This window comes from Kiloniella laminariae (genome assembly GCF_027214005.1).
GTDB lineage: Bacteria > Pseudomonadota > Alphaproteobacteria > Kiloniellales > Kiloniellaceae > Kiloniella > Kiloniella laminariae_A.
On record NZ_JAPWGY010000002.1, the window covers coordinates 844,639 to 866,840 of the forward strand.

The window sequence follows — 22,202 nt, forward strand, 5'->3', positions numbered from 1 at the left end:
TTCCAGCATCCTGCCGGAGTCATTCATAGCTTACATCGCACATGGCAAACGAAGCTACGGGCACCTTATACAAAATAATTTTACATTCCGTTACCAAGAAAAGCTATTTTGGTTCTAAAATGTGGCGGTTCTCTTTGCTTGCCTTATTGAAAAGCAGGTCTTAATAATGCGCCAACGATCCACTCAGGGATACACAGAGACAGGACACGCCATGCCAGAGAAGTCACCGCAAGTAGGAATTATCATGGGAAGCCAATCAGACTGGCCGACGATGAAACATGCGGCAGATACTCTTGATGCCCTGGGAGTCGCCTATGAAAAACGGATTGTCTCGGCACACAGAACTCCCCAGCGGCTTGTCGAATATGCAACAACAGCCCGTTTACGTGGATTAAAAATCATCATCGCCGGGGCCGGTGGGGCTGCCCATCTTCCTGGCATGGTCGCCTCGATGACTCCCCTACCTGTCTTTGGGGTGCCAATCGAAAGCAAGAGTCTGAAAGGCCAGGACAGCCTGCTTTCGATCGTCCAGATGCCCGGTGGTGTTCCAGTCGGGACACTTGCCATAGGAAAAGCCGGGGCAATAAACGCTGCCCTACTTTCTGGATCTGTTCTCGCCTTGAATGACCAGAAGATTGCCGATGCCCTTGATACCTGGCGCATGCGACAGACCGAAGCCGTCGCAATTGAACCAATAGACGAAGTTTAATTCAAGCCTGCTTTCACCCCGCCTTCAGTGGAGACCTCACCCATGAGCAAGACCCTTACCGCCCCTTTGGCCCCCGGCTCCGTGATTGGCATTCTGGGTGGAGGACAGCTTGGCCGTATGGCGGCTTCAGCCGCGGCTGAACTCGGATATCATTGTCATATTTTCTGTCCGGAAGAAAACAACCCCGCCAGCGAGGTTTCAAAGTATTATACCACCGCAGATTATGATGACGAAGCTGCCCTGGCGAAATTTGCTGAACAGGTTGATGTTGTTACCTACGAATTTGAGAACGTCCCTGCCAGCACGGCGGCCTTCCTGATTGAAAGAATAGCCGTCAATCCTGGCCCCAAAGTTTTACATATATGCCAGAACCGTTTGAGAGAGAAAGATTTCTGTAATTCAATCAAGGTTCCGACGACAAAATATGCGGAAGTAACAAACCGTGAAAACCTTGACCGGGTTGTCCGTGATATGGGGCGACCCTGTATTCTGAAAACAACAGAAATGGGATATGACGGCAAGGGACAGGTCCTCATCGGTCCCGATACCGACCTCAAGGAAGCCTGGAAAACGGTTGCTGGCGACAGAAAGAAGGCCGAAACCATTCTCGAGACTCTGGTTGATTTCCGTATGGAAATATCGGTCATTGTTGCCAGAAGTATCCAGGGCGCCTGCCAGACTTATGTCCCGGTAGAGAACCGACACAAGAACCATATTCTGGATCAGACCATCGTGCCGGCACGCATTTCCCAAAAAATCAGTGATCGGGCAGAGGTTATCGCCCGGCACATGGCCGAGGAAATGCAATTGGTCGGCATGCTTGCCATTGAGATGTTCGTGACGACCGAAGACGAGGTCCTGGTCAATGAAATGGCACCCCGTCCCCATAACTCCGGGCACTGGTCTATGGATGCCTGTGTCACGTCACAGTTCGAACAGTTTATCCGTGCTGTGTCCGGTCTCTCGCTTGGATCGGTTTACCGCCATTCCGACGCGGTGATGACCAATCTGCTCGGTGATGATGTAAACGGGTGGGAGGAAATTCTTTCCGATCCGTCCGCCAAGCTGCATCTCTATGGCAAGTCCGAGGCCAAACCCGGTCGCAAGATGGGGCATGTTACCCGGGTGATCCCCCGTAAATAATCCCCCGATCAACGACGGGTTCCGAAAGCTGATAGTATCATGCCCACGGCGACCAGAGGATTGGCAGGCTCATGCGAATCATCCTCAGCAGAAAAGGCTTTGATTCCCAATATGGGGGTGGTCCAAGCCCCATATTGCCCGATGGACGCATCTGTTCTCTGCCAATTCCGCATACAGAGGGACCTTTTTGTTATCAGGATCTGGAATCTCCGCTCGGAAATTTAGGTCAACTGCTCAAACAGCTATCGCCCAAGGCTGCAAAACCCGATGACAGGGTTCATCTAGATCCGGATCTTTTTCCAGAAAGTCTTCCAAGGCGGGCCAACTGGCGACCCTGTTTTGGTCAGCACGGTGCTGCCCAGCAGCATCTTGCCAAACAAGGCGTCCAGGCAGGAGATCTCTTTCTCTTTTTTGGCTGGTTCAGATCAGTCGACGCAGAATTCCGTCCCCTTCCAAACAGCCCAGATCTCCATGTTATTTTTGGCTGGCTTCAGGTTGGTCAGCTTCATTCCCTGACCGGAAATCCCGAAACATCAAATTTTGCTGACCCCGTTTATAAAGACCACCCGCATTTCCATGGCGAATTTGGCTTAAACAATACACTTTATCTTGCTCGGGATAGCCTCGATTTTTTTTCTCAGAGAGGCAGCGGAACCACAGATCTGCCCGGTGGAGGTCTGTTCAACAATATCCATCCTCGGCGGATACTCACGCGCCCGGGCGGCACTCGCTCGCGCTGGCAATTGCCCGGGTGGTTCGCCCATCCGACACCCGCTCTTTCCTATCATATGAAGCCAGAGAAATGGCAGCCGGACGGTGAGAACTGGCATCTCACTTCTGCCCCGAAAGGGCAGGAATTTGTCATCAACACCCAAGGGCGTCACACCGCAGCAAAGCGTTGGCTAAAGAAATTGTTTGAAGATCAGCAATAGCCTTCCTGCGGGATCACATATTCATCAAAAGAGGGCCATCCAACAGGGTACCCGACAGGAGAAAGGACAGCGAAGAAATTAACAGCGGTGCGTAAAGGATTTCGGAGCAAGCCCTCTGACCGCCCCAGCTATTTTGGAAAGCTTGCCAATCCCCTTGCCCAACGCTCCGCCAATCTTGAGAACCTCAGTGATGCGACGATCAAGGAAGCTCCAGGTTCTTTCATAGCCTTCTGAACTGTCTTCCAGCCAGTATAATAATGTCGAGCTGTAAACCCCGGCCAACAGCATACGTTTGCTGTAGAAATTGTAATCCGTCGAACGATCCCCTGCCGCAAGCCAGATGGAATCCACGGTATCATAAAGATTATGCAGCCCTTCTGAGGCCTTCAGCGGCATCGTAAAGAAGCTGATACCCTTGCGGATGGCTTCACGGTTCGGCGTCATCAACTCAAGCCGGTAACGAACAGCCAGTGTAATTTTCTCCCGCACCTTAAGATCATCCGAAGCTTCCAGCCGGGCCATAACCTGCTGATCCAGCTGTTGGTTATAGTAACGCAGGACATCCGTTATTCCCCGTGGAAAAAACAGGGCAGTCTGACTCGTCGTCAAGCCGATATCCCGCGCAGCCTCGGCCAGGGCTGTTTCACTCCAGCCCTCAAAAGGCACCAGAGGTAACAGGCGCGCCAATAGCTGTTCTTTTTGCTTTTCACTCATTATCTCAGTCTCTGTTTCTACCCTTGCAGATATCCCCTGATACCCGGGTTTAAATGGATCGACGGGTTCAGACCTCATCATATTCCGCCAACTCGGATGCGAAAATCATCTTCCGTGGCGTCTCAAGACGTTCCGTGTACAGGATACCATCGAGATGATCATATTCATGCTGGACAACCCGGGCGTGGAAGCCCGTAGCCACGGCTTCGATCATCTTACCATCCAACCCCAAACCACGATAGCGAATCACACGAGATCGTGACACCTTGCCCATCAGACCCGGAATCGAAAGACAGCCCTCCCAGGCTTCGTCTTTTTGCACTCCAAGCATTTCAATCTCGGGATTAATCAAAACAGTCAAAGGCACATCGCCCTCATCATCCAGCGAAAAGCCAAGACGCTCGGCTTCGGCTTTGGCGCGGGCAGCCGACACCTGAAAAACAAACATCCGTTTAGAGTGGTAAACCTGTGGCGCCGCGATCCCGGTCCCCCCGGCATCCTGCATGGTTTCGATCATATCGCTGGCCAGTTGCCGTATTTCGGGTGAGGAGGGATCCTCAACAGCCTGGGCTTTTTGCCAGAGAACCGGATGCCCCATCTTGGAGATTTTCAGCAAGGTCATGCAAATACTGTCTTTTTGTGTCTGATTTCTTACTATGTAGATCAGGAATCATGCGGTCAAAACAAATTCCCCTGCCCTTGTTCCATCCGGGTTCCATCCCGCTAAAATCGTTAAAACTCCCCGAAAACTGCAGAAACGAATCGACAGTCCCCAAGATTCCTCCTTCACATTATCCACCGCCTGTGATAACACAGCCTCGGACCTGCTGTACTTGTAGTGCAGCGGAAGGTCTTTTTGTGTTCAACTCGGGCAACCGAGAAAACTCAGTCAGGTCGATGTTCGGTCTGACGCTAGAAAGGAGCTGATCGCCCGTGCAAGTACACGTTCGTGATAACAATGTTGATCAGGCTCTTCGCGCGCTCAAGAAAAAATTGCAGCGCGAAGGTGTCTTCCGTGAAATGAAGTTGCGTCGCAACTTCGAAAAACCATGTGAGCGCAAAAAGCGTGAGCGTGCGGAAGCGGTTCGCCGCTATCGCAAGCTACTGCGTAAGCGTATGGAACGCGAAGGCTACTAATAGTCTGATCGACGTTCGCAGAACGTCGCTTAAGGCGAGATATCTTCCCTTGGGAAGAAAGACGGGCTACCTCCCAACTCGGAAGGTGGCCCGTTTTGCATTCGCAATCAGGCTCCCTAGTTCAGACTGTCCAGTTTGACAGGTTTTGATCCAGTCCAACTAGAGCCAGGCCATAGGCCACAGATTCCAGCTGCTTGCCACTGGCCAACTTTTCCTGGCCGAAATGGCGAGCAAAGAGTTTTTGAACCGCCGGCACGTAGGATGTCCCCCCTGTCAGAAAAACTTTATCGATCGCAGAGACAGACAAACCACTGCTGGCGAGAAGCTCTTCAACTTTCTCTTCAATTGCCTTGAGATCCTTCGCAATCCAGTTTTCAAAATCGGAACGGGCCACCCGTTTCTCAATCCTGCTGTCACTGAATCTGACAGAAAAATCTGTTTCTTCCTGAAGGGTCAAGTCCATCTTGGTTTTGGAAATGGCCTTGTAAATGTCCATACTCCAGTCATTGTCGACGACATCGATAAAGGTATCGAGCAACTCCGGCTCCACCGCAGCGGATCTCAGGCTGCGGAGTTCCTTGAGTGTCGTCGGGCTTTTGAGCACCCCCAGCTCATGCCATTTGCAAAAGCGATTGTAATAATAGGTCGGCATCTCCAGGATTTTTTTATCCAGGGAATAATAACCACTGCCCTTACCCAGTGATGGCGAAACGATATGGTCGATCAAACGACTGTCGAAGGTATCTCCCGCAATCCCCAGACCGGCATAACCGAGCGGAATAGAGCGCAACTCCTGGGCATTGCGTTCAAAGCGGACGATAGAAAAGTCACTGGTACCCCCGCCAAAGTCTGCCACGAGAATGGTCGCTTCCTTTTCAATGCTCTGGGCATAGTAGTAAGCCGCCCCGACAGGCTCGTAGACATAGTTGACATTCTCCAGCCCAATACTGGCATAAGCCGTGTTGTAGCGACTGGTGGCGAGCTCTTCATCCGGTGCATGCCCGGCAAAGACAATTGGTCGCCCCGCAACAACCTGCGCCACGCTCAGATCCAGCTGTCCTTCCGCATTTTCAATAAACTGCTGGAAAAAGTCCGACATGATATCCTGTAGCGTATAACGACGGGCAAAGATCTGGGTTTCCTGAAACAGCTTGCTCGCGACATGGCTTTTGAAAGACTGGAGAAAACGTATCTCTCCCCGCGCATTGATATACTGCTCCAGCGCCCAGGGACCACCTGTAACGTCAACCCGCTTTTGTCCGGACTGTATCGTCTCTTCGTAACACAACAATGTACGGTATACCTCGTACAGGCTGTCATTGTGATTAAAGCGAAGGGAACGTACCGGCCCGTCCCGCTCTGCCAAGGCAATAACGGTATTGGTCGTACCAAAATCGATGCCAACGGACAGGTCTTTCTGGTTTGACAGGCTATTCATGGCATCCTCCGCACACTCAACAAAAACAAGGGCGCGATAAATGGTCAGTTTTGGCTGATTAATCAACCTTTGAATCCGATTTTTCCGTTTAGGTACTTCCCCCCCTCGGTTTCTTCTGTAAAAAAAAGGGCACCCGAAGGTGCCCTTTTATAACGATTGCTCGTGTGTTTATCAGCGGAACCTCTTACAGATGCTCCAATGCCTTGACGATTTTTTCGCACATTGCCTTGGCATCGCCGAACAGCATCATGGTGTTATCACGGAAGAACAGTTCGTTCTGCACTCCAGCATAACCTGCAGCCATCCCGCGTTTGACAAACAGAACCGTCTGGGCCTGATCAACCTCGAGAATTGGCATCCCATAGATTGGCGATTTCGGATCTGTTTTCGCTGCCGGGTTGGTGATGTCGTTTGCACCGATGACAAAGACGACATCAGTGGAACGGAAATCGCGGTTGATTTCGTCCATTTCCAGCACTTCGTCATAAGGTACATTGGCTTCAGCCAGCAACACGTTCATATGTCCGGGCATCCGTCCGGCAACAGGATGGATCGCATAGCGGACATTCACACCTGAAGATTTCAACAGGTCAACCATTTCACGCAGGACATGCTGGGCCTGGGCCACAGCCATACCGTAACCTGGTACAATGATAACCGACTCTGCATTTTTCATCAGGAAGGCTGCGTCGTCTCCTGAACCGGATTTAACAACCCGGTCATCCTGTCCCTCAGAGCCGCCACCGCCAGCTTCGCTCTCGGCACCAAATCCGCCAAGAATCACACTGATGAACGAACGGTTCATGGCTTTGCACATGATGTAACTCAGAATCGCCCCGGAAGAGCCAACCAGCGCACCGGTTACGATCAGCAGGTTGTTCTGCAGGGTAAAGCCGATCCCGCAAGCTGCCCATCCTGAATAGGAATTCAGCATGGAGACCACGACGGGCATGTCAGCTCCGCCGATTGGCAGAATCAACAGGAAACCAAGCAGAAGTGTTACCGCCACCAGTATCCAGAGATACATCGGGTCCTGTGTTGTACAGAGCAAAACCAGCAGCAGTACAGAAGCAGCCCCAAGTGCAGCATTCAACGGATGCTGTAACTTGAAGACCAAAGGACGCCCTGTAACCAGTCCCTGGAGCTTTCCAAAAGCCACAATAGAGCCCGTAAAGGTAATGGCACCAACAGCCGTTCCCAAGGCCATTTCAACAAGGCTCGAGACATTGATATTACCCACTGAGCCAATGCCATAGGCTTCAGGTTTGTGGAATGCAGCCAGGGCAACAAACACCGCTGCCAGACCAACCAGACTATGGAAGGCCGCAACCAGTTGTGGCAAGGCCGTCATCTGGATGCGCAGGGCAATAACTGTCCCGATAGCGCCCCCGATCAACAGCCCGAGCAAGATCGTGCCATAACTGACGACACCCGGCGCTGCGAGGGTCGTTCCGATGGCAAGAACCATACCGACAATCCCAAAAGCATTGCCCTGACGGCTGGTGGTTGGATGAGAAAGTCCCCGCAATGCCATAATAAAGCATATAGAGGCGACGAGATATAACAGTGCGGATAGATCCGATGACATTTCCAGTCCCCCCTATTTCTTTTTCTTGAACATTTGCAACATGCGCTGCGTGACAATAAAGCCGCCAAAGATGTTCACCGCAGCCAGAACCACGGCAATGAACCCCATGACTTCACTGAAGCCCATATCGGCGGGCCCGGTCGCTATCAGCGCCCCCACGATAATCACAGAGGAAATCGCATTGGTTACCGCCATCAATGGTGAGTGCAATGCAGGGGTGACGTTCCAGACCACGTAATAGCCGACAAAGACAGCCAGCACCAAAACGGTCAGCCCCATGATCAGGGGCGAATGCCCGACTGTCTGCCCGGAAGTCTCGACAACCAGCCGGCTGGCTTCAGAAGCCAGCGAAGCGACCTCGTCAGACAATGCCCGCGCCGCATTTGCTGCATCTGTTGCCTTGTTGATAAACTGCTCGCTCGACATCAGGCTTTCCCCCCTTCTTTCTCTCCGGTCTCAACGGCCGGATCAGCATCTTTGGCTGCATCAGCGCTCGCGGATGTTTTTGTCGCGGGCTTTGCTGGTTCTTTGGCGTGGGCCAAAGCAGGATGCACGATGTTCTCTTCGTGGGTCACACAGGTGCCCTTGACGATCTCGTCATTCCAGTCGATGGAAAGCGCCTTGTTTTCCTTATCGAAAAGTAATTCGAAGAAATTAAACAGGTTTCGTGCGTAAAGATCAGAAGCATCTGTCGCAAGGCGTCCAGGCATATTGAGATGTCCGACGATATTAACCCCGTTTTTGATCACAACCTTGCCAGGCTGGGACAGTTCACAGTTGCCCCCTGTTTCTACAGCCAGATCAACAACAACCGATCCCGGTTTCATCGACTTGACCATATCAGCCGTAACAAGAACAGGTGCAGGACGCCCGGGAATAAGGGCCGTCGTGATGACCATATCAACCTTTGCAATGGTCTCTGCAATCAGCGTAGCCTGTTTTTTCTTATAGGCATCCGACATTTCCTTGGCATAGCCACCTGCCGTTTCTGCCTGTTTGAATTCATCATCCTCGACCGCTACGAATTTTCCACCAAGACTTTCGACCTGTTCCTTGGAAGCTGGGCGAACATCGGTTGCCAGAACCACGGCTCCCAGACGTTTCGCTGTTGCAATCGCCTGCAGCCCTGCAACACCTGCTCCCATGACAAAAACCCGGGCAGGATTAATCTTGCCTGCGGCTGTCATCATCATCGGAAAAGCCCGGTTGAAAACCGCTGCCCCGTCAAGAACAGCCTTATAGCCTGCAAGGTTCGATTGACTCGACAGGACGTCCATTGACTGCGCCCGGGTGATCCGGGGTACAAAATCCATGGCGAAAATTGTCAGGTCAGCCTTGGCATAAGCCTCAATTTCTTTGGCTGAACGATAGGGGTCCGTAATGGAAATGATGACTGTGCCTTTAGCCAGCTTTCCAATTTCGTCATCCTTGCCGCCGACAATCGGCTTCTGGACTTTGAAGATAACCGCAGCATCTTTACAAGCTGTCTCGGCATCCTTGGCGATAGTCGCGCCTGCATCCTTAAAAGCCATATCGGTAAAGCTGGCTGCAGTACCTGCGCCCTTCTCGATCACCACTTCACATCCCAGATTAACCAGTTTCTTGACTGTTTCTGGTGAAGCGGCCACCCGTGTTTCATGGGGGCGGCGCTCCTTGGGAATAGCTATTCTCATTTTGTCTCCCGGTTGTGTTTCCCGATCGGCTCTTGCAGACCGACTGTACCCTGAGTTTTTGATGTTTTTCTTTTATTTAAACGGTTTTATTGGTTGCTGCGCAAGTGTGCAGTGCACAAAAACATACTAAAACAGTCATACTTTACGGAGTAAGATATTTTCTGATAAGGAAAAAATCCATCATCAGAAATCTTGATACCTAAACTTAGAATACTGAATGATACCGATTCGCCCGATAAATGGCGTCTTACTCGGTCAGAGATGGTGGAAACAGATCACACTGCTGCAAAGCAACAGACTGACGTGCCTGTAGAGCAGCATAATCGAAATCACCGATCAAGTCATGAAACAGTTGATGCCAGTTGACCTCGGCCTTTAAATGCATAAACACGGACCCCAGGCCAACGGCGGCCCGGTCCATCAGCACAAACTCACGGGGCGGTTTCACACCTCCGATCCGCCGCAATTCCTGATGTACCTTATAGGCGATTCCTGCACCGTAAGCTCCCCCCTTGTGGTCATCAACGATGGTTCGCTTTCGGTCCTGTAATAGCGGCCCATAGAGAAACTGGGCCCAGATATTGAGAATATCGAGCATCTCTCTATTCGAGAGATCAAACCCCCAGCTTTCATAGGCCTGTACAGCCAGCGCCTCATCGTTCTGTTCCAGGGCATAGTAAAGGTCGATCACACCTTTGACAAAAGAGGGATCAAAAACACGGATGCAGCCAAAATCCAGCAGGTTCACATCACCGTTTTTCCGGATCGAGTAATTGCCAAGATGCGGATCACCATGAATCACACCATAATCATAGAAGGGAACATACCAGGCCCGGAACATATTCATCGCAACCTGGTTTCTGGCATCCTGATCAGACTCGTGGTTCTGAATAAAATCAAGCAAAGGCTCTCCTTCAAGCCAGTTCATGGTCAAGAGACGCCGGGTGGTCAGCTCAGGCACATCTTTCGGGATAAATACTTTTTTTTCGTCCTGAAGCATATGCCTGTAGAGCTTCATGTTTTGCGCTTCACGCAGATAGTCCAGCTCTTCACGCAGCCGTTCGGCTAATTCCTTATGAACATTTGAAGGGTCAATCGCCTTGTCATATCGACGGTAGATCCCAAACAAGATCCCCAGTTGCGTCAGGTCAGCTTCCACAGCAGAAATCATATCCGGATACTGCAGCTTGCAGGCAAGTCTGGCACCATCGTGACTTTCTGCTTCGTGGACCTGACCCAATGAAGCTGCAGCCGCAGCTTTTTGCTCAAACCGGGCAAACTTCTTTTGCCAGCCCGGGCCGAGTTCGTTCTGCATCCGGCGTTTGACAAACAGCCATCCCATTTCAGGAGCATTGGATTGAAGTTGCCTGAGTTCCTCTGCATACTCCTTTGGCAAGGCATCCGGGATCGTCGCCAGAATTTGCGCAGCCTTCATCAAAGGCCCCTTCAAACCTCCAAGAGCATTTTTTAATTCCGATGAATGTCGGCCCCGATCCAGGCCAAGACCAAACACGCGACTTCCGACCACTTGAGCCGCCAGACCTCCAACCGAGGTCCCCACCTTGGCATAGCGTTTCAAACGACCAGAAAAGCGGGAACTGTCATCATTGAAAGAGTTATCAACCCGGGGATCTGCCGGGTCATCATCATGGGTCACGGAAATACCTTTCGGGTCAAAGCTCGCAACAGGATAAAATCAGAGAGGCTTATCTTTTCATGCTTGCTCTTTGTACTTCTCCTGCTCTCATAACTATATGGTCCATTCCTTCGATAGTACCAGTATTGAAGCCAAGAACCATTCCCTCGGCAAAGAAGAACATTCATGTTTGAGAAAATATCCCAAAATCATGTCATAACGCGCATCTTTTTGAGATAAAATAGCCAAGACGAGGCTTTATAAACGCGAAACCATAATCAAAACAGACAGCTATTCACTCATGGTATGCTAGCTGGATGATACACGCCCTGAACCAGACCGGACGGACAAAAAAATGCGCGATGCAGAAAAAAGACAATGGGTTCGTGACGCTGTCAAAAAAATCGAAGCCGACTATAACCGTTCTTCGGACACACACCTGATCAAACTTAACCTGGATACCTGTCATGGTGTCGAACTCTATTTCAAAGATGAGTCCACCCATCCCACTGGCAGCTTGAAACACCGCCTGGCAAGGTCTCTGTTTCTCTATGCTCTTTGTAATGGCTGGATCTGCAAGGACACTCCGATTGTCGAGGCTTCTTCCGGCAGTACGGCTATTTCCGAAGCGTACTTTGCCCGCTTGCTGGGTTTACGTTTTATTGCCGTGGTTCCCAAAACAACCGCCAAGGGGAAAATAGCACTGATCGAATTCTATGGCGGCGAATGCCATCTGGTCGAACCCAAAGATATCTATGGAGAATCCCAGCGCCTGGCTGATGAGCTGGGGGGGCATTACATGGACCAGTTCACCTATGCCGAACGAGCAACAGACTGGCGCGGCAATAACAATATTGCCCAGTCGATCTTTTCCCAGATGGCACTGGAAAGCTATCCCGATCCACAATGGGTTGTTGCCAGCGCAGGTACCGGAGGCACTTCCGCTACCATCGGACGCTATATCCGCTATGAAAGCAACTGCACCACCAACACCAAGCTCTGTATTGTTGATCCAGAACATTCAGTGTTTCTCGACTACTTCAAATCCCGTGATGCAAGTCTGACAGGCCCCCGTGGCTCCCGGATCGAAGGCATTGGTCGCCCCCGGGTCGAACCTTCATTTGTTCCTTCTGTAATTGACCGGATGATCCGGGTACCTGATGCCGCCTCTATCGCCGCCATTCATCTGCTTGAAGAGCTGCTCGGGCGAAAATGCGGCGCTTCAACAGGGACCAATCTCTGCGGTGCCTTTCACCTGATGTCAGAAATGAAAAGCCGGAATGAGCAGGGCAGCATTGTCACCCTGATCTGTGATTCAGGTGATCGCTATCTTGATACTTATTACAACGAGAGCTGGCGGCGGGAACAAAACCTGCTGATTGAACCAGAGCTGAAACGTCTACGCCAGTTCCTTGATTGCGGAAGCTATTCTCTCGAGGAGTGATCCACCCCAAACAAACAGCCCGGAATGAATAGTCATTCCGGGCTGTTTGTTTGGGCAGCATATATTGCAAGGACGACTTAGCTTTCCATGGCTTCAAGCTGGTCGATAAACCCGGACACCACTTTCAGCCCCTGTTTCCAGAAATCCGGATCGCTAGCATCCAGACCAAAGGGGGCCAAAAGCTCCTGATGGCGCTTGCTGCCCCCGGCTGACAACATTTCCAGATACTTTTCAGCAAAGCCTGCTTCACTCTGTTGATAAACCGCATAAAGCGAGTTCACCAGACAATCCCCAAAGGCATAAGCATAAACATAGAAAGGAGAGTGAACAAAATGGGGAATGTAGGACCAGTAACTCGCATATTCCTCTTCGAAACGGATTGCTGATCCCAGGCCCTCTTTTTGGCACTCCATCCAGATTTCGCCCAGTTGTTCTGGCAGCAGTTCGCCTTTGCGGCGTTCGTCGTGAACACGGGTTTCGAACTGGTGCATCGAGATCTGCCGCACCACAGTGTTGAGCATGTCCTCAACTTTTGAGGCCAGCATGATCCGGCGTTTATTAGGATCATCCTGCTGTTTCAACAAAGACTGGAATGTCAGCATTTCCCCAAATACCGACGCGGTTTCGGCCAGAGTCAGGGGAGTATCTGCCTTCAGAAGTCCCTGAGTTCCAGCCAGAATCTGATGTACACCGTGCCCGAGTTCGTGGGCCAGTGTCATAACATCACGGGTCCGCCCCTGATAGTTCACCAGAAGATAAGGGTGCGCCGAAGGGACAACCGGGTGCGCAAAAGCCCCGGGCGCTTTTCCTGGCCTGACCGGTGCATCGATCCAGGGATTGTCAAAAAACCGTTTCCCGACTGCGGCAAGTTCCGGAGAGAACCCGGCATAAGCCGTCAGGACAGTATCGCGGGCCTTATCCCAGGGAATGATCGTATCATCATCATCCGGCAGGGGGGCATTGCGATCCCAGTAAGGTAATTGCTCTACCCCGAACCATTTGGCTTTAAGTTTGTAATACCGGTGGGACAGATCGCCATAAGCCCCCGTTACAGAGCTCACCAGCGCCTCAACGACTTCATCCTCCACGACATTCGCCAGATTGCGCGAAGAAACGGGGCGGGCAAAACCACGCCATTGGTCTTCGGTTTCTTTGTCCTTGGCCAGGGTATTGGTGATATGTGCAAAAAGCCGTTGATTTTGCCCGAGCACCTTCCCCAGTGACTGAGCCGCTTCCTGTCGGACCGCCGGGTCACGGTTACTCAGTTTGTTGAGGATTTCAGCTGAACCAAGATCTCCATTCCCAAAGGGGAAACGCAGAGCAGCCATGGTTTCATCAAACAAGCGCACCCACGCTGACCTACCGGAAACACGTTTTTCCAATAGCAACTCTTCGAGATCATCTGAAAGCTGGTAATCTTTCTGGGCGCGAAGGTCCCGGATCCAGGGCGCGTATTCACTCAAACGCCCATCTTTGATCTTCTCCTGCAACGCAGTATCTTCGAGTTTGTTCAATTCAAGCGAGAAAAACAGGGTATGGGTAGAGATTGACGTGATGCGTTCTTGCATGGACTGAAAGAACTTGCCAATTCCGGGATCACTCATATCGCCAGCATAGACCAGATAGGCATAGCTCATCACCTTGCCCATGATTTCCTGAAGCTGCTCGTACTCTTCGATCGCGGTACAGAGCTTGTCTCCTGTTAACTGAGAAAGCATCCCGGCGTAGGTTTTTTTAAAAGAAACAGCTTTTACTTCCAGGGCAGACAAATCATCTCTCAGTTCGGCAGAATCGGGGCCGGGGTAGAGGTCAGCAAGATTCCAGGCCGGGAGTGTGCCCAGCTTTTCATCAACAACATCTTTCGGGTGGGCGGCTTCAGTCATAAAAGTCCTCTCGTTCCGTCGTGAGACGGTCAGCAAAAATAGATTTGGTTGCCCTATAAACGTATGAGCCCTTTGGCAAAAACAAGATAAAAAAGTTCAGGCCAAGGGGAAAACAATGCTACTAAGGCTAAGATACAGGCAAAAGGCTATCAGGGACAATGCAGCAACTAAAAACAATGCCTAAGGCAAAAAACCTCGTCAGTCTCTTCTATGAGCAGGCAAAGGAACGGGGAGACACACCTTTTCTCTGGTTCAAGGATAACAAGGTTTACACGCCAGTCAGCTGGACAGAAACCGCAAGGCGGGTATCAGCCCTGGCCCATAACCTGAAAATGCTGGGACTGGAAAAAGGAGAACGGGTCGTTCTGGTCTCGGAAAACAGACCAGAATGGTTTATCGCCGATCTGGCTATCATGGCTGCTGGTGGTATCACTGTTCCGGCCTATACCACCAACAATACCCTCGACCATCAGTATATCCTCGGCCATTCCGGTGCTGCGGGCATCATCGTCTCGACTTCGGCCCTGGCCCAAAAAGCCATCCCAGCTGCCATTGATGCTTCGGAATGTCGCTGGGTTATTGGTATGGAACGTTTCGGCCAGGGGCAGGAAAGTGCCCTGCCCATCCACAGTTGGGACAAGCTGGTTTCTGAAGTGGACCCACAGAATGATAACACCCCTGATATAATCAATGAGCTGAACAGAACAGATCAAGCCTGTATTATTTACACCTCCGGTACTGGCGGAGCTCCCAAAGGCGTCATGCTGAGCCATGGCGCAATCCTTTGCAACTGTGAAGGTGCCTGGGATGTTCTTGAAGATCTGGGGCTGGGCGAAGAAGTCTTCCTGTCATTTCTTCCCCTTTCCCACGCCTATGAACACAGCGCCGGACAGTTTTTTCCACTGCTGCTTGGTGCCCAGATATATTACGGAGAAGGGGCAGAACACCTGCTGCGTAATCTTGCCGAAGCCAAACCGACCATCATGACGGCAGTCCCCCGGCTTTACGAAACCATGCATATCCGGATCACGCGCGGCCTGGAAAAAGAGAAACCTCTCAAACAGAAGCTCTTCTACAAAGCCGAGGCACTGGGGCGCAAAAAATACCATAATCCAGGCTCGCTATCGGCACTCGAAAGGTTGCTTGATCCGGTACTGGAAAAACTCGTTCGTGACAAATTGCGTCAGCGCTTCGGTGGTCGGTTAAAAGCAATGGTTTCCGGTGGCGCTGCTCTGAATGAAGACATCGGTCTGTTTTTCCACGCTCTTGGCCTCCCTGTCCTTCAGGGTTACGGTCAGACCGAAGCGGCCCCTGTCGTTGCGGTAAACCGCCCCGGGAAAATCGACATGGCTACGGTCGGCACTCCCCTCAAAGGCGTTCAGGTCAAGATCGGGGAGGAAAATGAAATTCTGGTTTCAGGTGAACTGTTGATGTCCGGCTACTGGAAAGACCCTCGCAACACGGCAGCAACAATCAAGGATGGCTGGCTACACACTGGTGATATCGGAGAATTTGATTCAGAAGGCCGTCTCAAGATTACTGATCGAAAAAAAGACATCATCGTTCTTTCGGGCGGCGATAACGTTTCACCAGCTAGAATTGAAAGCCTGCTGACCCTTCACTCTACAATTAATCAGGCCATGGTTTACGGCAACAAACGGGCGCATCTTGTCGCCATCATTGTACCCGATGAAGACTTTCTCGATCGCTGGGGTGAAGCCAACAAGATTCCCGGTGTTCTGGCATCGGTTTATGACAACGCATCTTTGAAGATCTCCATCGCCAAAGCGATTGACCAGGTCAACCGACAGCTTTCGTCGCTAGAAAAAATCAGAAAATTTGTCGTGGCTCGTGAAGCCTTCACCATCGACAATGCCATGATGACGCCGACATTAAAAATTCGCCGGCACAAAATAATTGAAACCTATGCTGAGGAAATCGAAGGGCTATATCGCAAGTCTCTTTGAAACCAAACCCCAGATAAAAACGGCTCCGAAAAATCGGAGCCGTTTTCGTTTCTAGCGCCCGTCCAGACTGCCCCGGACTTTTTCGCCACTCAGGGCATAGGCTTGCCCCAGGTCCTCTTGCCGAAGCGCCTTGACCAGGCCAATCATCATAAAAATCATAATGATTGAAAATGGGAGTGCCGCAGCGATTGCCGCTGCCTGCAAGGCCTCGAGCCCACCGACATACAACAGGGCCGCGGCAACGAAGCCTTCACCAAGACCCCAGATCACACGGTGAACTGTTGGCGGTTCTTCATCACCCATCGACAAAAGGGTGTTCACCACCAGCGTCCCCGAGTCTGAAGAAGTAATAAAGTAGGTCGCGATCAACAGCGTTGCGACGATGGAAGCAAGCGTGCCGATAAAACCTGCATTCATCTTGTCAATCGTCACATAGAGTGCTGATGTCAGATCTGCGCCCACGGCTTCAACAATCCCGCCGTCTCCGAAGAGTTCGATATGCAAGGCTGTACCACCAAAGGCTGTCAACCAGACTGCCCCAAGCAATGTCGGCACCAGCAGAACCCCGAGGATAAATTCCCGAATGGTCCGTCCACGGGAAATCCGCGCGATGAACATGCCAACAAATGGTGCCCAGGAAATCCACCAGCCCCAATAGAAAGCCGTCCAGCCGCCCTGCCATTTGCTGGTTTCATCATTGGCATTGGTCCAGAGACTGAGCGGCACCACTTGCCCCAGGTAATCCCCGATATTCTGCAAGAAAGCACCCAGCAGATACCGCGTGGGACCAAAGGCAAAGAAAAAGGCCAGGATGGCGATGGAAAGCCAGAGATTGACTTCAGACAAGATCTTGACGCCCCGCCCGACACCGGAAACCACAGATACAGTTGCCAATGTTGAGACCACAGCAATCAGCAGCATCATAGCGGCAAGAGCAGGCTCAACCTTGGTAACTCCATCCACAACGGTTTCTGTAATCCAGAAAGACCAGCCTGTGATTTCATAAAGCCCGGTGGCCATCTGTTGCACACCAAGCCCCAAAGATGTAGCGACACCAAACACCGTGCCGTAGACCGCCAGCAAATCAGCAATATGCCCCAAGGGACCATAGATCCGCTCCCCGATCAGGGGGTATAGCGATGAACGGATCGTCAAGGGCAGGTCTTTTCGATAGGCAAAGTAAGCCAGTGTCAATCCTACGATGACGTAGATCGCCCAGGGATGTAGCCCCCAGTGAAACAGGGTAATGCGCATGGCGACTTGTGCCGCTTCTGGAGATTGCGACATTTCCGCTGTAATAAAGGGGTTGGACTGGAAGTGATAGATCGGCTCGGCAATTGACCAGAACACCAGACCAATTCCCATGCCTGCACCAAATAGCATGGCAAACCATGAGAAATAGCTGAATTCGGGGCGGTCACTATCCTTGCCCAGACGTAAGTTCCCGTATCGGCTGAACAAAAGCCATACGACAAAGAACAGAAAACAGGCAACAATGCCCAGATAGTACCATTTCATGGTACCGACGAGGAAACTGTTGATCCCCGTAAAAAAATCTCCCACATCCTTGGTGGCGACAAACGCCAGAATAACCAAGGCGAAGACCAGGAACTTCGACCAGATTGCCATGGTCGGGTTCAGGCCTTTTAAGAAGCCTGACTTGGCTCTCATTATTATACCCTCCCTCAAATGGCCCGGATTGGGCCAAGGATATAATGGCGATGCAGGCAGATTTCTTATGATGATTTACGACGCCCTAGCTGTCATTCCCGACCCGAATGTCACTTTTATCGTTTTCTGGTCGCATATGAACAAATAAGACAACTGCGACACGAAACCCGGATTACTTGGATCGAAGACCCGTGCTTGACAGAATGGATAAAAATCATATATGAGTGATTACTCACTTATTATGAAAAAAGAAAACCGATCAACCAGTTCCACTCACCCTGTCTTTAAGGCATGATGCCGACACAGGATATACCGGGGGAAGAAAGCCATGTCGCAGGAAAACAACAATCTTTTACATCTCTTGAAGAGCAGGCGCTTCCTGCCGCTTTTCCTGACCCAGGCATTGGGAGCGCTGAACGACAACGTTTTCAAAAATGCTCTGGTCATCCTGATCACCTATCAGGTTGCCGCAAACACCGATACCAATGCCCAGGTAATGGTTACCCTTGCCGCAGGCCTTTTCATCCTGCCCTTCTTTCTTTTCTCGGCCTTTGCCGGACAATTGGCAGACAAATATGAAAAATCCCGCCTGATCCGCATTATCAAACTCTGCGAGATCCCGATTATGGGTCTGGCCGCAGTAGGTTTCATCACCGAAGCGCCGAACTATCTGATGCTGGTTCTCTTTCTGATGGGCAGCCAGTCCACCTTTTTTGGCCCCTTGAAATACGGCATCCTTCCAGATCACATGGAGGAACAGGAACTGATCGGCGCCAATGGTCTGATCGAAGCAGGAACCTTTCTCTCCATTCTCATCGGCACGATCATTGGCGGCATCGTAATCCTGTTCGACAACGGCAGTGTTGTGATCTCGGGTCTGATTATCTCCCTGGCTATCATCGGGGCCATCACATCCTATGGCATCCCCAAAGCCAAGGCTGGTGTCCCCGATCTGAAAATCAATCCGAACTTTGTCGGCGAGACCTGGAACCTGATCAAGCACAGTGCCGGAAACCGTCCGGTATTTTTATCAATCCTTGGCATTTCCTGGTTCTGGCTGATCGGAGCCACCTTTCTCACCCAGTTTCCAAATTTTGCCAAAGTCGTCATTGGCGGCGATGAGTACATCGTCACCCTGTTCCTGACGGTATTTTCTGTCGGGATCGCGATTGGTTCCCTGCTGTGCAACAAGCTTTTAAAGGGCGAGATCTCGGCACGTTATGTTCCCTTCGGTGCGATTGGTCTTTCGCTTTTTACCTTTGATCTCTTTGCTGCCAGTTCCGGAATTGCTCCTGCCCACACCGCCCTGATCGGTCTGGAAGAGTTTTTTACCAGCCCCATGCGATTGCGGGTCCTGGTAGATCTTCTCCTGATTTCCATCAGTGGCGGTATCTATATTGTCCCCCTTTATGCCATCCTCCAGAGCGAGAGTCAGGAGAGTCACCGCGCCAGGAATGTTGCCAGCAATAATATCCTCAACTCCCTCTTTATGGTTGCCTCGGCAATCGTCACTCTTGGTCTCTTCAGCATGGGAGTGAACATTCCCCAGGTTTTTCTGATTATCGGCCTGCTCAATCTGCCGATCGTATTCTACATCTGTACCTTGCTGCCTGAAGCCCCGATGAAACTGCTGTTCCGCATCCTGTTAAAACTCTGCTTCCGGGTTGAGGTCAAAGGGATCGAGAACATGGATGATCTCGGCCCCAAAGCCGTGATTGTGGTCAACCACGTCTCCTTCCTCGATGGAATTCTGCTTGCCTCCTTCCTGCCTGGACGCTCAACCTTTGCCATAGATACCCATGTTGCCCAGCGCTGGTGGGTCAAACCTTTCCTCGCCGTGGTTGATGCCTATCCCATCGACCCGACCAACCCCATGGCAACAAAAACCATGATCCGGGTGGTAAAAGACGGCAAACGCTGTGTCATTTTTCCTGAAGGAAGGATTACGGTCACAGGCGGTATGATGAAGATCTATGAAGGTCCTGGCATGATCGCGGATCATGCCGATGCGCCCTTGCTACCCGTACATATCGAAGGCGCCCAGTACAGCACCTTTTCTCGCCTGAAAGGAAAAGTCCGTCGCCGCTGGTTCCCCAAAATCACAATTACTGTGCATCCACCGCGTCGGATTACTGTGGATCAGGAAGTCAAAGGCCGGGATCGCCGCGCCGCCATTGGCCGCGAGCTGCACGATATCATGAGCGAAACCGCTTTTGTTTCAAGCCACCTAAGTGGCGGCCTGTTCAATGCCCTGCTTGATGCCCGCGACATTCACGGTGGTGACTGCAAAGTTGTCGAAGATGTTGAACGCCGTCCGCTCAATTATGACAGGCTGATCGCCGCAAGCTTTGTCCTTGGTAAGAAGTTTGCCAGCTTCACCAGCCATCAGGAAATTGTCGGTTTGCTCCTGCCCAATTCCTGCGCCACCACAGCCGCCTTTTTTGCCTTGCAATCCCAGGGTCGGATTGCCGCCATGCTCAACTTCACCATGGGCGAAAAAAATCTGCTGTCCTGCTGTAGTACAGGCAAGATCAAGACCATTATTACCTCGCGCCGTTTTATCGAACTTGGACGCCTTGACCAGTTGGCAGAAGCGCTGGAAACCCGGTGTAAGCTGGTCTATCTCGAAGATATCAAACAGGAGGTTACCCTTCTGGACAAGCTGACTGGTGCAATCAAAGGAACTTTCGCCCGCCTGGTGCACCGCAAGCTTGCTCCGTCTTTTGATGATGCCGCCGTCGTCCTCTTTACTTCTGGTTCAGAAGGTGTGCCCAAGGGCGTTATGCTCAGCCATGGCAACCTCCTGTCCAACCGTCATCAGCTTGCCTCGGTGATCGATTTCAATTCCACCGATACGGTTTTCAATGCCCTGCCGGTCTTCCATTCCTTTGGCCTGACGGGCGGGCTGATCCTGCCGGTCCTGTCCGGGATCAAAAGCTTCCTCTATCCCTCGCCGTTGCATTACCGGATTGTTCCTGCACTGGTCTATGACTGTAACGCCACCATTATATTTGGGACCGATACCTTCTTGTCCGGTTATGCCCGCGTCGCCCACCCCTATGACTTTTACTCAATCCGCTACATCTTCGCCGGTGCAGAAAAGGTCAAGGAAAGCACCCGTAAAACCTGGGCAGACAAATTCGGGCTGCGCATTCTCGAAGGCTATGGCGCGACAGAAACCTCACCAGTGCTTTCAACCAACACCCCGCTTCAGTTCAAAGCCGGAACTGTCGGACGGTTCCTGCCCGGATTGGAAATCCGTCTTGAAGAAGTGCCCGGCATAACAGACGGCAGACGGCTTTTTGTAAAAGGCCCCAATATCATGAAGGGTTATCTGCGCTCTGATGCCCCCGGCGAACTCCAGCCCCCTGAGGATGGATGGTACGATACCGGGGATATTGTCGCACTGGACGAAGATGATTTCATCTCAATCAAGGGTCGGGCCAAGCGCTTTGCCAAAATTGCGGGTGAAATGGTTTCCCTTACCGCAGCAGAAGATCTCGCCAGCAAGATCTGGCCCGGCTTCCAGCACGCCGTCATCACCCGTCCGGATGCGCGCAAAGGGGAACAGTTGATCCTCGCCACCGATTGCCCGAAGGCAACAAGGTCCATCCTGCTTGCCATGGCACAGGAACAGGGCATCAGCGAACTGATGATACCGCGTGAAGTCGAAATCCTCGACAAGCTGCCTGTTCTGGGAACTGGCAAAACAGACTATCAGAGTCTGCAGCAACAACTGGTTTCCGAAACAGCAAGCTGAGCTTCACAACCAAACAAGAAAGGGCCGTCGCGAACGACGGCCCTTTCTTGTTAAATGCGTAACGGCTGGGACCTATTGATCACCCCATACCGAGGGCATGTTTATAGACCTCGATCAGCTCTTCTTGTTCCATGCGTTCCTGGGTTTCCAGTTTCCGCAGGGAGACAATCTTGCGCATGATCTTGGTATCAAAGCCCAGAGATTTGGATTCGGCATAGATTTCCTTGATGTCGTCGGAAAGGCCTTTTTTCTCTTCTTCCAGACGTTCGATCCGCTCGATAAAACCACGCAGGCGATCTGCAGTCACACCGGCGATTTCCCCAGGCACTGGCGCGGCGTCTGAATTGCTGACATCGCTGTCAAAGCTGTTGTCAGAAACGTCTTCATCAAAATCGGATTCAAAATCGCTCATGCACAAGATCCCTTGTCATACATTCTGGAGATATAAGTTGAGGCGGAAATTACCCGTCTGATCCCCACTTGGCAATGCCTGAGAAGATCACCCGG

The 22,202-nt window shown here is 51.5% G+C and carries 17 protein-coding genes; 7 read left to right on the forward strand and 10 right to left on the reverse strand.

What is annotated here, in order from left to right:
- The first annotated feature begins 211 nt into the window (after positions 1–211).
- The 3 genes from purE (at position 212) to O4H49_RS08680 (ending at position 2,784) form a co-directional block, all read left to right on the forward strand.
- Positions 212–709 (forward strand): 5-(carboxyamino)imidazole ribonucleotide mutase, encoded by a 498-nt coding sequence (gene purE / locus O4H49_RS08670; RefSeq protein ID WP_269423022.1) that lies wholly within the window; start codon positions 212–214, stop codon positions 707–709.
- Between the two features lie 42 nt (positions 710–751).
- On the forward strand, positions 752–1,852 hold the full coding sequence (locus O4H49_RS08675; protein ID WP_269423023.1) for a 5-(carboxyamino)imidazole ribonucleotide synthase: 1,101 nt from the start codon (positions 752–754) through the stop codon (positions 1,850–1,852).
- A gap of 71 nt (positions 1,853–1,923) precedes the next feature.
- A complete protein-coding gene (locus tag O4H49_RS08680) occupies positions 1,924–2,784 on the forward strand; it encodes a hypothetical protein (protein WP_269423024.1) in 861 nt (286 codons plus the stop codon).
- Between the two features lie 78 nt (positions 2,785–2,862).
- On the opposite strand, the gene O4H49_RS08685 is transcribed toward O4H49_RS08680, so the two are convergent.
- A complete protein-coding gene (locus O4H49_RS08685) occupies positions 2,863–3,498 on the reverse strand; it encodes a COQ9 family protein (protein ID WP_269423025.1) in 636 nt (211 codons plus the stop codon).
- 67 nt (positions 3,499–3,565) lie between these two features.
- Positions 3,566–4,120 (reverse strand): peptide deformylase, encoded by a 555-nt coding sequence (gene def / locus O4H49_RS08690; protein WP_269423026.1) that lies wholly within the window; start codon positions 4,118–4,120, stop codon positions 3,566–3,568.
- Positions 4,121–4,431: 311 nt separating this feature from the next.
- Between def and rpsU the strand changes: the two genes are divergently transcribed.
- Positions 4,432–4,635, forward strand: a complete 204-nt coding sequence (gene rpsU / locus O4H49_RS08695; protein WP_020591205.1) for a 30S ribosomal protein S21 — start codon at positions 4,432–4,434, stop codon at positions 4,633–4,635.
- Between the two features lie 121 nt (positions 4,636–4,756).
- Here the strand turns inward: rpsU and O4H49_RS08700 are convergent, their stop codons facing one another.
- The 5 genes from O4H49_RS08700 to O4H49_RS08720 form a co-directional block, all read right to left on the reverse strand.
- A complete protein-coding gene (locus tag O4H49_RS08700; RefSeq protein WP_269423027.1) occupies positions 4,757–6,073 on the reverse strand; it encodes an Hsp70 family protein in 1,317 nt (438 codons plus the stop codon).
- Between the two features lie 184 nt (positions 6,074–6,257).
- On the reverse strand, positions 6,258–7,661 hold the full coding sequence (locus O4H49_RS08705) for an NAD(P)(+) transhydrogenase (Re/Si-specific) subunit beta (RefSeq protein WP_269423028.1): 1,404 nt from the start codon (positions 7,659–7,661) through the stop codon (positions 6,258–6,260).
- Positions 7,662–7,673: 12 nt separating this feature from the next.
- Positions 7,674–8,087, reverse strand: coding sequence for an NAD(P) transhydrogenase subunit alpha (locus tag O4H49_RS08710; RefSeq protein WP_269423029.1), 414 nt, complete (start codon positions 8,085–8,087; stop codon positions 7,674–7,676).
- Complete coding sequence (locus O4H49_RS08715) at positions 8,087–9,334, reverse strand: Re/Si-specific NAD(P)(+) transhydrogenase subunit alpha (protein WP_269423030.1); 1,248 nt, start codon at positions 9,332–9,334, stop codon at positions 8,087–8,089. The genes O4H49_RS08710 and O4H49_RS08715 overlap by 1 nt, the downstream gene beginning before the upstream one ends.
- Before the next feature lie 247 nt (positions 9,335–9,581).
- Positions 9,582–10,991 (reverse strand): ABC1 kinase family protein, encoded by a 1,410-nt coding sequence (locus O4H49_RS08720; RefSeq protein ID WP_269423031.1) that lies wholly within the window; start codon positions 10,989–10,991, stop codon positions 9,582–9,584.
- A gap of 334 nt (positions 10,992–11,325) precedes the next feature.
- Between O4H49_RS08720 and O4H49_RS08725 the strand changes: the two genes are divergently transcribed.
- Positions 11,326–12,414: a PLP-dependent cysteine synthase family protein gene (locus O4H49_RS08725; RefSeq protein ID WP_269423032.1), complete on the forward strand. Its 1,089-nt coding sequence runs from the start codon at positions 11,326–11,328 to the stop codon at positions 12,412–12,414.
- Between the two features lie 77 nt (positions 12,415–12,491).
- On the opposite strand, the gene O4H49_RS08730 is transcribed toward O4H49_RS08725, so the two are convergent.
- Positions 12,492–14,297 carry a M3 family oligoendopeptidase gene (locus O4H49_RS08730; RefSeq protein ID WP_269423033.1) on the reverse strand — a complete coding sequence of 602 codons (1,806 nt, stop codon included), beginning with the start codon at positions 14,295–14,297 and terminating at the stop codon, positions 12,492–12,494.
- A 176-nt stretch (positions 14,298–14,473) separates the two neighbouring features.
- Between O4H49_RS08730 and O4H49_RS08735 the strand changes: the two genes are divergently transcribed.
- Complete coding sequence (locus O4H49_RS08735; protein ID WP_269423034.1) at positions 14,474–16,264, forward strand: AMP-dependent synthetase/ligase; 1,791 nt, start codon at positions 14,474–14,476, stop codon at positions 16,262–16,264.
- 51 nt (positions 16,265–16,315) lie between these two features.
- On the opposite strand, the gene O4H49_RS08740 is transcribed toward O4H49_RS08735, so the two are convergent.
- Positions 16,316–17,935 carry a BCCT family transporter gene (locus O4H49_RS08740; RefSeq protein WP_269423035.1) on the reverse strand — a complete coding sequence of 540 codons (1,620 nt, stop codon included), beginning with the start codon at positions 17,933–17,935 and terminating at the stop codon, positions 16,316–16,318.
- A gap of 328 nt (positions 17,936–18,263) precedes the next feature.
- On the opposite strand from O4H49_RS08740, the gene O4H49_RS08745 reads away from it, so the two are divergent.
- Entirely contained in the window at positions 18,264–21,695 is a 3,432-nt protein-coding gene (locus tag O4H49_RS08745) for an acyl-[ACP]--phospholipid O-acyltransferase (RefSeq protein ID WP_269423036.1), read from the forward strand.
- A gap of 79 nt (positions 21,696–21,774) precedes the next feature.
- Here O4H49_RS08745 and O4H49_RS08750 read toward each other — a convergent pair whose 3' ends face one another.
- A complete protein-coding gene (locus O4H49_RS08750) occupies positions 21,775–22,107 on the reverse strand; it encodes a DUF2312 domain-containing protein (protein ID WP_331283749.1) in 333 nt (110 codons plus the stop codon).
- Between the last annotated feature and the right edge of the window lie 95 nt (positions 22,108–22,202).

What these genes read in the sequence shown, in the direction of transcription:
- O4H49_RS08735 (WP_269423034.1), top strand. Translation starts at nt 14,474, where the DNA reads ATGCCTAAGGCAAAAAACCTCGTCAGTCTCTTCTATGAGCAGGCAAAG.
- O4H49_RS08675 (WP_269423023.1), top strand. Translation starts at nt 752, where the DNA reads ATGAGCAAGACCCTTACCGCCCCTTTGGCCCCCGGCTCCGTGATTGGC.
- O4H49_RS08685 (WP_269423025.1), bottom strand. Translation starts at nt 3,498, where the DNA reads ATGAGTGAAAAGCAAAAAGAACAGCTATTGGCGCGCCTGTTACCTCTG.
- O4H49_RS08710 (WP_269423029.1), bottom strand. Translation starts at nt 8,087, where the DNA reads ATGTCGAGCGAGCAGTTTATCAACAAGGCAACAGATGCAGCAAATGCG.
- purE (WP_269423022.1), top strand. Translation starts at nt 212, where the DNA reads ATGCCAGAGAAGTCACCGCAAGTAGGAATTATCATGGGAAGCCAATCA.
- O4H49_RS08750 (WP_331283749.1), bottom strand. Translation starts at nt 22,107, where the DNA reads ATGAGCGATTTTGAATCCGATTTTGATGAAGACGTTTCTGACAACAGC.
- O4H49_RS08680 (WP_269423024.1), top strand. Translation starts at nt 1,924, where the DNA reads ATGCGAATCATCCTCAGCAGAAAAGGCTTTGATTCCCAATATGGGGGT.
- O4H49_RS08715 (WP_269423030.1), bottom strand. Translation starts at nt 9,334, where the DNA reads ATGAGAATAGCTATTCCCAAGGAGCGCCGCCCCCATGAAACACGGGTG.
- O4H49_RS08725 (WP_269423032.1), top strand. Translation starts at nt 11,326, where the DNA reads ATGCGCGATGCAGAAAAAAGACAATGGGTTCGTGACGCTGTCAAAAAA.
- O4H49_RS08705 (WP_269423028.1), bottom strand. Translation starts at nt 7,661, where the DNA reads ATGTCATCGGATCTATCCGCACTGTTATATCTCGTCGCCTCTATATGC.
- O4H49_RS08700 (WP_269423027.1), bottom strand. Translation starts at nt 6,073, where the DNA reads ATGAATAGCCTGTCAAACCAGAAAGACCTGTCCGTTGGCATCGATTTT.
- O4H49_RS08745 (WP_269423036.1), top strand. Translation starts at nt 18,264, where the DNA reads ATGTCGCAGGAAAACAACAATCTTTTACATCTCTTGAAGAGCAGGCGC.
- O4H49_RS08730 (WP_269423033.1), bottom strand. Translation starts at nt 14,297, where the DNA reads ATGACTGAAGCCGCCCACCCGAAAGATGTTGTTGATGAAAAGCTGGGC.
- O4H49_RS08740 (WP_269423035.1), bottom strand. Translation starts at nt 17,935, where the DNA reads ATGAGAGCCAAGTCAGGCTTCTTAAAAGGCCTGAACCCGACCATGGCA.
- def (WP_269423026.1), bottom strand. Translation starts at nt 4,120, where the DNA reads ATGACCTTGCTGAAAATCTCCAAGATGGGGCATCCGGTTCTCTGGCAA.